Below are 12,469 nucleotides of genomic sequence, written 5' to 3' on the forward strand. Positions count from 1 at the left end.
CATGGAAACCGGCAGCTAGCGGCGCCGTGCCTAGACTCGCGCGAACCAAGGAGGCCTGCCAATGAAAACGCCCTGCCCTTCCCGCATTGCCGCCGCCGCGGCCCTGCTCGCGCTCAGCTGCGCCGCCCAGGCCCAGGCCACGCTGGAGCGGGTCGAGATCACCGGTACGGCCATCAAGCGCATCGAAGGCGAGACGGCGCTGCCGGTGCAGGTCATCACGCGCAATGACATCGACAAGGCCGGCGTGACGACGGCGGCCGAGCTGATCGCCCGCATCAGCGCCAGCGCCAACAACCTGACCGACGGCGGCAGCGTGGCCTATGGCGGCTTTCGCGACCAGATGGGCTTCAACGCCGCCAATCTGCGCGGCCTGGGCGTGTCGTCCACCCTGGTGCTGCTGAACGGCCGGCGCGTGGCCAATTTCGCCTCGCCGGGCGACGCGGCCGGCGTGGACCTGAACAGCATCCCCGCCGCCGCCATCCAGCGCGTCGAGATCCTGCTGGATGGCGCCTCGTCGCTGTACGGCTCGGACGCCATCGGCGGCGTCATCAACTTCATCACGCGCAAGGACTTCACCGGCGTCGAGGTCAGCGCTCTGGCCGGCAACACGACCGAGGGCCATGGCGCCGCCAAGCGCTCGGCGACGCTGGCCGGCGGCTTCGGCGACTTCGGACGCGACGGCTTCAATGTCTTCGGCGTGCTGGACGTGCAGAAGACCAGCAGTCTGAACGCCTCCAGGCGCCAGTTCATCAAGGACCTGGACATCCCGGGCCGCCTGCCCGATCTGCTGTCCAGCGCCAGCTTCCCCGGCAATATCCGGCTGTCCAACTATCAGCGCGACACGCTGATCGACGAGGGTTATTCGAGCAACGGCTCGACGGTCATCGACTCCAAGACCGTCAACCCGGCCGCCGCCAACGGCTGCAACCCGCCCGCCAGCCTCTATCTGCCCGACGGCATCGGCGGCGCGGACGGCTGCACCTTCGACTACATGCGCGACATCGAGCTGTATCCGAAGTCCAAGAAGAGCAGCATCTTCGGCCGCGGCATCTTCAACCTCGGCGGCGGCCATCAGGCCTTTGCCGAGGTCTCGCTGGCGCGGGCCCGCACCCTCTACACCGGCACGCCCAACCGCGTCGACGCCGACATGGACGTGTCACGCGTGCCCGCCTTCGCCGGCAGCGCGCTGAACAGCCTGGCCGCCGATGACGAGGAACGCATCATCACTGTGCGAACCCGGCTGGCCGAGGCCGGCCTGCGCACCAGCGAGCTGGTCTCGACGACGCAGCGCGTCGTGGCCGGCATGACGGGCCTGGTGTCGGGCTGGGACTATGAATGGGCGCTGAACCACAGCACCAGCAAGGTCTCCGACCGCGACTATCAGGGCTATCTGAACGAGCAGATGATCCTGGACGGCTTCGCCAACGGCACGTTGAATGCCTTCGGCCCGTCCAGCGCCGCAGGCCTGGCCCTGTACGAGAAGGCCCAGATCCGCGGCGAGGTGCGCCATGCCACCGGCAATATGGACAGCCTGGACTTCAAGGCCTCCAAGGCGCTGACGCCACTGGCCGGCGGCGACCTGGCCGTGGCCATCGGCGGCGAGTACCGGCGCGAGAAGCAGAACTACCACCAGTCCGACGCGCTCAAGCAAGACCTCATCCTCGGCGAGACCTCGCAGGGGCCCGACTCCGACTTCGGCAAGTCGCGCAAGGTGGCCGCCGTCTTCGGCGAGATCAGCGCCCCCATCACCAAGCAGCTGGAGCTGCAGGCTGCACTGCGCTATGAGCACTACCAGGTCAGCGGTGGCGCGGCCAGCCCGAAGATCGGCCTGAAATACGTGCCCATGCCGGAGCTGCTGCTGCGTGCCTCCCTCGGCAAGGGCTTTCGCGCGCCCAGCCTGTCGGACCTGTATCGCCCCGTCACCCAGGGCTCGTCGGCGACCCTGGTCGACCCGGTCTGCCTGGCCGAGGATCCGAGCAACACGCCCACTGACTGCTCCGACATCTGGACCACGCTGAACTTCAGCAATGCCAAGCTCAAGCCCGAGAAGTCGCGCCAGTTCTCGGCCGGCATGGTCTTCGAGCCCAAGCGCGGCGTCAGCGTCAACGTCGACTACTGGAACATCGAGAAGACCAACCTCATCAGCAGCCTGGGCGTGGATGTCATCCTCGGCAACCTGGCCAAGTACGGCAGCCTCGTACATCGCGACGAGGACAACGTCATCGACCACATCGACCTCGTCAAGGAGAACCGCGGCAAGCAGCGCATCTCCGGCCTGGACCTCGGCCTCAACCTCAGCGGACTCAAGACCAGCGTCGGCCAGTTCGGCCTGCGTCTGAATGGCACGCTGACGCTGAAGTCCCAGCAGCAGACCGGCGACGGCGACCCCTTCGTCAGCAACCTCGGCGTCTTCATCAACGACGGCGTCGTGCAGCGCTGGCGCCATACCCTGGCCCTGGACTGGGAGGCCGGCCCGGTGTCGATGACGCTGTCCAACAACTATCTGCAGGGCTACGACGACCAGCACATCATCGGCAAGCCGGATCGCAAGGTGTCGGCCTATTCGCTGTGGAATCTGTCGGCAGGTCTGGAGGCTAGCAAGGCCCTCACCTTCCGCGTTGGCGTGCAGAACCTGCTCAACAAGGCGCCGCCCTTCTCGCAGCAGGCCTGGTTCTTCCTGTCCGGATACGACCCGAGCTACACCGACCCGCGCGGCCGCTTCGTTTACGCCAGCGTCAAGTACGCCTTCCGCTGATCAGCTGACCAGCTCGCGGACCCAGTCCGGCAGGGCAATGGCCTTGTCGGTCTGGGCGTCGAACCACAGCGTCGTCGCGCCGCCCTCGGCGTAGATGACGCCAGGCTCGTCGAGCCTCTCCAGCGTGATCCAGGTCTCGAAACTGGTGCGGCCAGGATCGCTGACATAGTGCTTGGCCAGCACTTCTCCCGGCACCTTCAGCTGGCGATAGAAGTTGCAGAAGGCGTTCACGATGACCGGCCCCTGCCCGCCCGGGTTGGGCGGCGCCCCGATGGAGGCCAACCAGTCCACACGCGCCATCTCCAGGTAGCGGAAGTAGAGCGTGTTGTTGATATGGCCCATGGCGTCCATGTCGCCCCAGCGCATCTGGATGCGCAGCTCGAAGGTCAACTTCTTCTCGGCCGGGACGAGATACCTCATGGTGTGATGCCGAGTTCGACGGCGATGCGGTTGACGAGCTGGCGCAGGGAGGCGACCTCCGCACGCAGCAGGGCAACCTCCTCGTCGCGCGGCATGGCCGCCACAGCGGCCTGCTCGACGGACGCCACCGGCCCGCACAGCAGATGCGCCCAGCGCGCCTCGCGAGCGCCCGGCGCCTTCGGCAGCTTGATGGCAAAGGGCTGCTCGCGCTCGGCCAGCTCCTCGAGGAAGCCTTCCACCGAGGACACGTCGGCAAAGCGGTGCAGGCGCTCCGTGTTCTGGCGCAGCTCGGCGGCCGTCTGCGGGCCGCGCAGCATCAGTTGGGTCAGCAGGGCCACCGCGGCACCAGGCACGCCGAAGCCGCGCGCGAAGTTGTGCTCGTAGCGCACCACGCGGCTGCCGCTGACCGTGTTGACCAGGCTCAGGCCCTTGAGCTCCTCGACGGTGGCCAGCACCTCGGCTTCGGACACGTCCATGACGGGGTCGCGCGCCGTCTTCTGGTTGCAGCCCGAGGTCAAGGCATTGGCCGACAGCGGATAGCTGTCCGGCACGGTGGATTCCTTCTCGACGAGGACGGCGAGGACGCGGGCCTCCAGCGGGGTCAGGTCTCTTTTCTTCATTTATTTGTTTGGTATTGCGGGCCGAGCGCCGGGCCGCTCCCTAGCCGGCCCGCGTTGGCGATGTTGCATGGGCTCGATGCCCGTGCCATCGCCGTCCCCACGGGGGACCGACTGGGCAGGCCCGCGTTCAGAGCGGCCGGACCGGGCGAGGGGCTTCATGATCAGACGCCGAACCCATCATCAGCTTGGATCACCGCGCCATTGATGAAGTGGCTCTCGTTGGCGCACAGCATCAAGAGCGAGGTATCCAGGTCCTGGGGCTGGCCGACACGCTTCCTCGGCAGCAGGTCGACGAGCTTCTTGCCCTGCTCGGTGCCCCAGTGGTGGTGGTTGATCTCGGTGTCGATATAGCCCGGGCAGATGGCATTCACATTGATGCCGTACTTGCCCCACTCCAGGGCCATGGCCCGCGTCATGTGGATGACGGCGGCCTTGCTCATCGCGTAGACACCGATCTGGCCCAACACGCGCAGGCCGGCCATGGAGGCGACATTGACGATGCGCCCGCCGATGAAGGTGCCCGGTGCCGAGCCGCGGGCGCGGGCCAGCATGCGCTTGCCCACCTCCTGCGCGACGAAGAAGGCGCCGCGCGTGTTGGTGTCCATCACGTAGTCGTAGTCGTTCTCGGTGACGTCGGTGAGGCGCTGGGTGGTGGACACGCCCGAGTTGTTGATCAGGATGTCCAGCGTGCCGACCTCGGTCTCGGCGTGGGCCACGGCGGCCTTGATGCTGGCCACGTCGGTCACGTCGAGCTGCACGACATGGGCGTCGCCGCCATTGCCTTCGATCTCCGCACGCAGGTCCTTGAGCCGCTCGACGCGGCGGCCGGCGAGCACGACGCAGGCGCCGGCTTGCGACAACGTCTTGGCGAATTGCGCGCCCAGGCCGCTGGAGGCGCCGGTGATCAGGGCGACACGGCCTTCGAGATTGATGGAGTAACTCATGAGACTGCCTTCCGAGTGGGTTGCAGCCATCCTACCGGCCTAGGCTGCCCATACTAAAAAAGCACGATCGTTCGATTCGCAATCCAGCCTCTCTAGAATCGCGCGCAATTCAAAGCTGACGGAGACCTGCATGACATCCGAAGAAATCCTCGCCCAGTTCGGCCCCCGCGAGTCCATGGAGTACGACGTGGTCATCGTCGGCGGCGGGCCCGCAGGCCTGGCCACGGCCATCCGCCTCAAGCAGATCAAGCCCGACGCCAACATCGTCGTGCTCGAAAAGGGCTCGGAGCCCGGCGCCCACATCCTGTCCGGCGCCGTCATGGACCCGCGTGCCATGGAAGAGCTGTTCCCGAACTGGAAGGAACTCGGCGCGCCGCTGAGCCAGCCGGTGTCCGGCGACGACGTGCTTTTCCTGAGCGAGACCGGCAGCCAGCGCACGCCCGACTGGCTGGTGCCGCGCAACTTCCACAACCACGGCTGCTACGTCATCAGCCTGTCCGACGTCGTCAAGTGGATGGCCCAGCAGGCAGAGGGCCTGGGCATCGAGATCTTCCCGGGCTTTGCCGCCGCCGAAGTGCTCTACGACGAACAGGGCCGCGTCAAGGGCGTGGCCACCGGCAATATGGGCCTGGGCAAGGACGGCGAGCCCACCGACCACTTCCAGCTCGGCATGGAGCTGCTCGGCAAGTACACGGTCTTTGCCGAGGGCGCTCGCGGCCATCTGGGCAAGCAATTGCTCGCCAAGTACAAGCTGACCGAAGGCAAGGACACCCAGACCTATGCCATCGGCATCAAGGAGCTGTGGGAGATCCCCGCCGACAAGGCCCAACCCGGCAAGGTCGTGCACACGGCCGGCTGGCCGATGGAGGGCGACACCTTCGGCGGCGGCTTCCTGTATCACCTGGCAGACAACAAGGTCACGCTGGGCTTCGTCATCGGCCTGGACTACGACAACCCCTATCTGAGCCCGTTTGAAGAGATGCAGCGCTGGAAGGCCCACCCGGCCATCCGCGCCCATATCGAAGGCGGCAAGCGCATCGGCTACGGCGCCCGTGCCATCAACAACGGCACGCCCCAGGCCCTGCCCAAGACGGTCTTCCCGGGCGGCTGCCTGATCGGCTGCGACGCCGGCTATCTGAACGCCGCCCGCATCAAGGGCAGCCATGCGGCCATCAAGAGCGGCATGCTGGCCGCCGAGGCCCTGGCCCCGGCCCTGGACGCCGGCCGCGCCCAGGACGAGCTGACGGCCTACCCCGAAGCCTTCGAGAAGAGCTGGCTGAACGAGGAACTGCAGCAGACCCGCAACTTCAAGCTCTGGTTCAAGAAGGGCAAGACGACGGGACAGCTGATGACGGGCATCGAGCAGTGGCTGCTGCCCAAACTGGGCGTCAAGAGCCCGCCGTGGACCCTGCACAACCACAAGGCCGACAGCGCCTCGCTGCGCCCGGCCGCCGAGTGCCAGCCCATCGCCTATCCCAAGCCGGACGGCAAGCTGACCTTCGACCGCCTCTCCTCGGTATTCATCTCCAACACCAATCACGAAGAGAACCAGCCCGCCCACCTGACGCTGAAGAACGACACGGTGCCGGTGCAGGTCAACCTGGCCAAATACGCCGGCCCCGAGAGCCGCTACTGCCCGGCAGGCGTCTACGAGTTCGTGCCCAACGAGGGCGGCAGTGGCGAACGCCTGCAGATCAATGCGCAGAACTGCGTGCACTGCAAGACCTGCGACATCAAGGACCCGACGCAGAACATCGTCTGGGTCACGCCCGAGGGCGGCGGCGGTCCCAACTACGCCGGCATGTAAGCCCGCTTGCGTTGGCAGCCTTCTGGCCGATAGACTGTTTTTTCATACAGTCAGCAGCCAGGAGGCGCTAGCGTGAGCTCAGCAGCAAAGATCAGGGTCGGTATCGGCGGCTGGAACTTCGAGCCCTGGCGCGACAACTTCTACCCCAAGGGATGGCCGCAGGCCCGTGAGCTGGAATACGCCAGCCAGCATCTGACGGCCATCGAGATCAACAGCACCTATTACGGCGCCCAGAAGCCGGCCACCTTCGCCAAATGGCGCAAGGAAACGCCTGAGGGCTTCATGTTCTCGCTGAAGGCCATCCGCTTCGCGACGCAGCGCCGCGTTCTGGCCGATGGCGCCGACTCCATCAAGCGCTTCATCGACAGCGGCATTGCCGAGCTGGGCGACAAGCTCGGCCCCATCGTCTGGCAGCTGGCGCCGACCCATAAATTCGACGCCGCCGATCTGACGGCCTTCCTCGAGCTGCTGCCGACCCAGGTTGATGGCCTCAAACTGCGCCATGCGCTGGACGTGCGCCATGCCAGCTTCCAGAGCCCCGAGTACCTCGCCCTGGCACGCAAGTACAAGGCCGCGACGGTGTTCACCGAATCCGACGACTACCCACCGATTGCCGAGCCCACGGGCGATTTCGTCTACACCCGCATCATGCGCACGCACAGCGAGGAGCCACTGGGCTGCAAGCCCGAGGTCTTCCCGCAACTGGCGGCGTCGGCTCAAGCATGGGCCGAGGGTGGTGAGCCCGAGGGCGTGCCGCGCATCGAGCCTGCCGCCGCCGCAGCGGCTCCTCGCGATGTCTTTGTCTACTTCATCAGCGGCGCCAAGGAGCGCGCTCCTCATGCGGCCATGGCGCTGCGGCGGGCGCTGGGCGAGGACGTGCCGGCCTAGGCTTGCAGCCGCGCCATCCAGTCGGCGGTGGCGCGGTCCTCGGCACGGTCGGAAGCCGCCAGCGCCTCGCGAATGCGCTGGCGCTCCGTCGCCGCGCGGTTCTGGCTCATCTTGAGCTTGAGTTCCCAGCGCGTCACGCGGATGCGAAAGCCGACGATGGCGCCCAACAGCTTGTGCTGGTAGTCCTCTTTCAGGCCGCGCCACTGCTCGGCGTACTCGGGCTCGAAGCGGCCAATGAGGCGCTTCAGCAGCGCGTCCTTGTCGGCCTGGCCATCGATCAGCTCGATGTCGCCATAGGCGTGCAGGGCCGCATAGTTCCAGGTCGGCACGTTCTGCACGGAGTCATAGTGGCTGGGGCTGACATAGGCGCTCGGGCCGCTGAAGACGGCCAGCAGGCTCTGCTGCTGCGACAGCCAGCCCCAATGCGGATTGGCACGCGCCATATGACCTTCCAGCACCAGGCCGCCATCGTCCGGCACGACGACCAGCGGCAGGTGGCTGCCGAAGCTCTGCCCTGCCGCGTCCGGGCCCAGCAGCAAGGCCAGCGGATGCTCGTCGATCAGGCGCAGGGCATGGTCGAGATCGGCAGACTTGAAGTGGGCGGGCAGGTACACGGCGGCTCCAGAAAAACAAGGTGCCTATCATCGCCGCCATGCTGAATGTCGATGCCCTGCAAACGCTGAAACCCCTGAACACGGCGGCCGACGAGGAGGTCGCCACCGAAGTGCCGGTCGCGCTGACCGTCAACGGCATTTCGCAGGCCGTCATGCTGGCCACGCCGGCCGACCTCGAGGAGTTCGCGCTGGGGTTCGGTCTCGCCGAGGGCTGGTTCACATCGCGGCGGGATCTGCTCGACATCGAAGTCCAGCCCCAGCCACAAGGGCTGGAACTGGCCTTGACCGTGACCGCCGCCTGCGATCAGCGCCTGAAGGCCCGCCGCCGCACCCTGGCCGGCCGCACCGGCTGCGGCCTGTGCGGCGTGGACAGCCTGGCGGAGCTGGCGGCCGTCCGGCCCCAGCCGGTGCTGCCGCCCCGGCTCGCGGGCGACGCCCTGGACCGAGCCCTCGCCGCCCTGCCCGCTGCCCAGGTGCTCAACGCACGCTGCGGCGGCCTGCACGGCGCGGCCTGGTGCCAGGCCGACGGCGAACTGCTGCTGGCCCGCGAAGACATCGGCCGTCATAACGCGCTGGACAAGCTGACCGGCGCCCTCGCCCGCCGCGATGCCGACACCCGCGGCGGCTTCGTGCTGATGTCCAGCCGTGCCAGCTATGAGCTGGTGCACAAGACGGCCATGGCGGGCATTGGCCTGCTGGCCTGCATGTCGGCGCCCAGCAGCCTGGCCATCGCGACGGCGCGCGGTCTGGGGCTGGAGCTGTGGGCCTTTGTGCGCGCGGGCCGCGCGACGCGCTACGCCTGAGGGCCGCTCAGGGCCATGGGCTCCGACGGCCTGGCCTCGGCTTCGCCTTCGCCGGCCAGGAAGCAGCGCATGACGACCTGGTCGCGTCCGCCGCGCTTGGCCTCGTAGAGAGCCTCGTCGGCGGCGGCGTACATGGCCTCGGGGGTCAGCAGGGAACTCGGTGCGGCCCACCAGGCCAGGCCGAAGCTGGCCGTGACCACCTTCCGCGGGCTGCCCTCGTGCGGCAGGGCCAGGGCATGTAGGGCGGTCGTGAGCTGGTCGACGAAATGCAGGGCCGTTTCGGCCGAGGTGGCCGAGAAGATGATGCCGAACTCCTCCCCGCCGAGGCGGAACAGCGCATCGGTCGAGCGCTTCAGGCCGTCCTTCAGGGTCTGGGCCAGCGCCTTGAGGACGGTGTCGCCCGCCTGGTGACCATAGCGGTCGTTGTAGGCTTTGAAATGGTCCACGTCGAGCATGCACAGGGCCACGGCCTGGCCACGCTGGGCGCCGGCGAGGGCCGCCAGGCAGACGTCGTTGAAATGACGCCGGTTGAAGGCCCCGGTCAGCGCGTCGACGATGGCCAGGTCGCGCAACTGGCGATTCGCCGCCTCCAGGGCCCTGGCGTCGTCCTGCAGGCGCTGCTCGTCGGCCTTGCGGCGCGAGATGTCCATATGCGTGCCGGCCAGGCGCAGCGGGCGGCCCTCGGCGTCACGCTCGAAGACGCTGCCATTGCTCTGCACCCAGACCCAGTGGCCGTCGGCATGGCGCATGCGGAACTCGGCCGTGTAGCGCTCGTCCGCGCCGCTGAAATGACGCTTCATGGCCAGGCTGGCCTCGATGAGGTCACCGGGATGGCACAGCCTCTCCCAGGTCGTGCCCGTCACGGGTTCGAGCTCGGCCCGCGTGCGGCCCAGCATCTGGGCCCAGCGCTCGTTGATGTCCAGGCGGCCACTGTCGATATGCCAGTCCCAGGTGCCGGCGGCCGTACCGTCCAGCACATTGGCCATGCGCTGGCGGTCCTCGGCCAGGTCGACCTCGGTGCGCTCCAGCCGGCGCCTGACGACGAGGCTGCGCGCCACGGCCAGCGCGACAAGCAGGCTGGCCAGGCCGCCCGTGGCCAGGGCCAGCAGCGGCGTCCTGTCGCCTTCACTGGCGAAGGCGCCCGGGCGGGGCCTGAGCACCAGTTGCCAGGGGCGGCCGCCGACATCGACGCTGAGGGCCGTGTCGCGCTCGTCGGTCTGGAAGGGTTCGCTGCCGGCCGAGGAGTAGATGAGGCGGTGCTTCTCCTCCTGATCGAAGACGAAGACGTCCAGGCCATTGGCATCGGCCCGCAGCGCCGCCTCGGACATGAGTGCAGGCAGTTCGATGACGCCGGCCAGGTAGCCGACCAGCTCGTGGCGACGCGCCTCGACACCGGCCGGCCGGGTCGACCGATAGACGGGGGCGGACACCGCGAAGCCATTGATGGCCGCCGTCTGCTGGCCGCGCCGGATCAGCGGGAAGGTCTCGGACGCGATGGGCACGCCGGCATCGCGGGCGATCTGCTTGGAGCGCATACGGCGCGGGTCGAAGGCCATGTCCACGCCGACGGCCGCACCGCTCTCGGGCCAGGAATAGCGCACCGGCACATGCAGCTCACGTTCGCGGGCGGGCACGAAACCCTCGCCCTGATGGTCAGGTGCCGGCTCGACGACGCGATAGCCGGGTTGCTCCAGATTCGCCAGACGCTCGAATTCACCCAGTTGGGCATGCGGCACGACGGGCTGCCACTCCAGCAGGCTCAGCGGCGACAAGTCGCCCACCAGCCCCGTGCCATAACGCGCAAACTGGGCGTGCGTCAGTTGGGGCTGGGCCGACATCATCTGGCTGGCCGCCTGCAGCGTCTCCACGACCCGCACCAGTTGCAGGTCGAAGGCGCCGACGACGCTCTGCCCCATGGCATTCAGCAGCTCGCGCTGCTGGCCGGCGGCCTTCAGCGCCAGAGAACGATAGGCGGCAACGCTGCCCACCAGGCCCACGGCAAGGATCAGGATGACCAGGGCCACATCGACGATCCAGGGCCAGAGGCGGCGGCGCGGTGGCGAATTCATGGCCTGGCCTCCAGTGTCGTCACGAGGCGCTCGTAGAACTGAGCCTGCTGGCGCAGATACTGGGTCGGATCCTTGATGGCCTGGATGCGGGGCGAGGCCCCCATGGTTTCGGTGCCGGCCTGCCACTCGGGATCGGCGGCCACCTTGTCCAGCACGCTGCGCCAGCGCTGAACCGCCTGCACCGGCATGCCCGCCGGCCCCAGCAGGGCCGACCAGCCCTGCAGCTGCTGCATGTCACGCAGGCCCAGTTCGGCGGCATTCTGCAGGCGTGGCAGCGACTTGAGCCGGCCTTGTGCCGTCGTCATCAGGGCGCGCAGGCTGCCCGACTGCACGGCCGGCACCATGGTGCGCGCGTTGTTGCAGCTGAAATCGACCTCGCCATTGAGCAGGGCCTGGGTGGCCAGGGACCCCTGGCCGAAATGCAGGGGCTTGGCCGCGTCGGCCGGCAGGCCGCTCAGCGCCAGCAGATAGCGCACGGCCAGGTTCTGCAGCGTGCCGGCCCCGGCGGTGCTGTAGCGCAGCTTCCCGGGCGTGGCCTCGATGGCCGCCAGCAGCTCGCGCATGGACAGAACGGGTGTCCCCGTGCGAACGGCACAGATGAGCGGCGCCTGATCGAGCAGGGCCAGCACGGTGAAGTCGCCCACCGGCGGGGCTGTACCGGGTGACAGTGCCGGCAGGATGGCGACGCTGCCCACGCGGGCCAGCAGCAGGGTCTGGCCATCCGATGCGGCCTGCTTGACGGCACGGCCCGCGGCGGCACCCGACTCGGCCGTCAGATGGATGATCTCGAAGCCCAGACCGCCCACACGGGTCGCGCTCTGGATGAAATTGCGCGCCGACCCGTCGGCCTCGCCGCCGGCCATGAAGGGCACAAAGATCTTCACCGCCGGGGCCGGCGGCGGCGCGGCGTGCACGGCCGCACCGGCCAGCCAGGTGCCAGCCAGTGCAATCAGGGCGCGGCACGCCCTTCCCAACCGATTTCTTCTTTTGATCGCCACACAGCGATCATAAATAACCGATTCGCCGACCGATTTGGCAAATTTGGACTCGAATCGCTCAATTCGTGACGAATCGCCCAAAAGCGGCCAGAGGCGCACGGAGCGCGCAGCGGCGGACAAAAGGCCCGTCCATGGAACGGGCCCAAAAAAAGAAAAAGCCCGTCGATGACGGGCTTTGAATGTGTCTGGCGGAGACGGAGGGATTCGAACCCTCGATGCAGGTTTTGCCCACATACTCCCTTAGCAGGGGAGCACCTTCGGCCACTCGGTCACGTCTCCAGCACAGCCGCGCATTCTATACCAGCGCGGCGCCTCTCTCAGAGGGAAATCAGTTTTTCGTTCCGTTTTCCTGCGGGCCGAGCGCCGGGCCGCTCCCTAGCCGGCCCGCTCTGGCGATGTGCTTGCCGGTCGAGCCGGCAAGCATCGCCATCCCCTCGCGGGCTGAGGCCGGACACATGGCGCCCAGTGGGCGGCTTGTGCCTGCCGAAGGGCTGCGGCTCATGCCGCAGCGCGGTCTGCAAGACCGGCCAAGGTACTCCTTGGACGAGGGG

The 12,469-nt window shown here is 67.7% G+C and carries 10 protein-coding genes and 1 tRNA gene; 4 read left to right on the forward strand and 7 right to left on the reverse strand.

Features of this window, described 5'->3' with window-relative positions:
* Positions 1-61: 61 nt before the first annotated feature.
* Positions 62-2,755, forward strand: a complete 2,694-nt coding sequence (locus J2X20_RS03435; protein WP_310260875.1) for a TonB-dependent receptor — start codon at positions 62-64, stop codon at positions 2,753-2,755.
* On the opposite strand, the gene J2X20_RS03440 is transcribed toward J2X20_RS03435, so the two are convergent.
* From J2X20_RS03440 to J2X20_RS03450, 3 genes are all read right to left on the reverse strand, one after another.
* Positions 2,756-3,175 (reverse strand): acyl-CoA thioesterase, encoded by a 420-nt coding sequence (locus J2X20_RS03440; protein ID WP_310260879.1) that lies wholly within the window; start codon positions 3,173-3,175, stop codon positions 2,756-2,758.
* Complete coding sequence (locus J2X20_RS03445; protein WP_310260881.1) at positions 3,172-3,795, reverse strand: YceH family protein; 624 nt, start codon at positions 3,793-3,795, stop codon at positions 3,172-3,174. Before J2X20_RS03445 ends, J2X20_RS03440 begins: the two co-directional genes overlap by 4 nt.
* 161 nt (positions 3,796-3,956) lie before the next feature.
* Entirely contained in the window at positions 3,957-4,739 is a 783-nt protein-coding gene (locus J2X20_RS03450) for an SDR family oxidoreductase (protein ID WP_310260884.1), read from the reverse strand.
* Between the two features lie 130 nt (positions 4,740-4,869).
* Here J2X20_RS03450 and J2X20_RS03455 point away from each other — a divergent pair, with 130 nt between their 5' ends.
* Together J2X20_RS03455 and J2X20_RS03460 are read left to right on the forward strand one after the other, a co-directional pair.
* Positions 4,870-6,546 (forward strand): electron transfer flavoprotein-ubiquinone oxidoreductase, encoded by a 1,677-nt coding sequence (locus tag J2X20_RS03455; RefSeq protein WP_310260887.1) that lies wholly within the window; start codon positions 4,870-4,872, stop codon positions 6,544-6,546.
* Positions 6,547-6,618: 72 nt separating this feature from the next.
* Positions 6,619-7,434, forward strand: a complete 816-nt coding sequence (locus J2X20_RS03460) for a DUF72 domain-containing protein (RefSeq protein ID WP_310260891.1) — start codon at positions 6,619-6,621, stop codon at positions 7,432-7,434.
* Here J2X20_RS03460 and J2X20_RS03465 read toward each other — a convergent pair.
* Complete coding sequence (locus J2X20_RS03465) at positions 7,431-8,048, reverse strand: FMN-binding negative transcriptional regulator (protein WP_310260893.1); 618 nt, start codon at positions 8,046-8,048, stop codon at positions 7,431-7,433. The two genes, J2X20_RS03460 and J2X20_RS03465, sit on opposite strands and share 4 nt — an antisense overlap.
* A gap of 20 nt (positions 8,049-8,068) precedes the next feature.
* Between J2X20_RS03465 and fdhD the strand changes: the two genes are divergently transcribed.
* On the forward strand, positions 8,069-8,851 hold the full coding sequence (gene fdhD, locus J2X20_RS03470) for a formate dehydrogenase accessory sulfurtransferase FdhD (RefSeq protein ID WP_310260896.1): 783 nt from the start codon (positions 8,069-8,071) through the stop codon (positions 8,849-8,851).
* Here fdhD and J2X20_RS03475 read toward each other — a convergent pair.
* The 3 genes from J2X20_RS03475 to J2X20_RS03485 all read right to left on the reverse strand — a co-directional run bounded on the left by J2X20_RS03475 (position 8,842) and on the right by J2X20_RS03485 (position 12,197).
* A complete protein-coding gene (locus J2X20_RS03475; protein WP_310260899.1) occupies positions 8,842-10,920 on the reverse strand; it encodes a sensor domain-containing diguanylate cyclase in 2,079 nt (692 codons plus the stop codon). The genes fdhD and J2X20_RS03475 overlap by 10 nt on opposite strands.
* Complete coding sequence (locus tag J2X20_RS03480) at positions 10,917-11,894, reverse strand: tripartite tricarboxylate transporter substrate binding protein (RefSeq protein WP_310260901.1); 978 nt, start codon at positions 11,892-11,894, stop codon at positions 10,917-10,919. The genes J2X20_RS03475 and J2X20_RS03480 overlap by 4 nt, the downstream gene beginning before the upstream one ends.
* A gap of 210 nt (positions 11,895-12,104) precedes the next feature.
* Positions 12,105-12,197 (reverse strand) — tRNA-Ser (locus J2X20_RS03485).
* Positions 12,198-12,469 lie beyond the last annotated feature (272 nt).

This window comes from Roseateles saccharophilus (assembly GCF_031458095.1).
Lineage (GTDB): Bacteria > Pseudomonadota > Gammaproteobacteria > Burkholderiales > Burkholderiaceae_C > Pelomonas > Pelomonas saccharophila_A.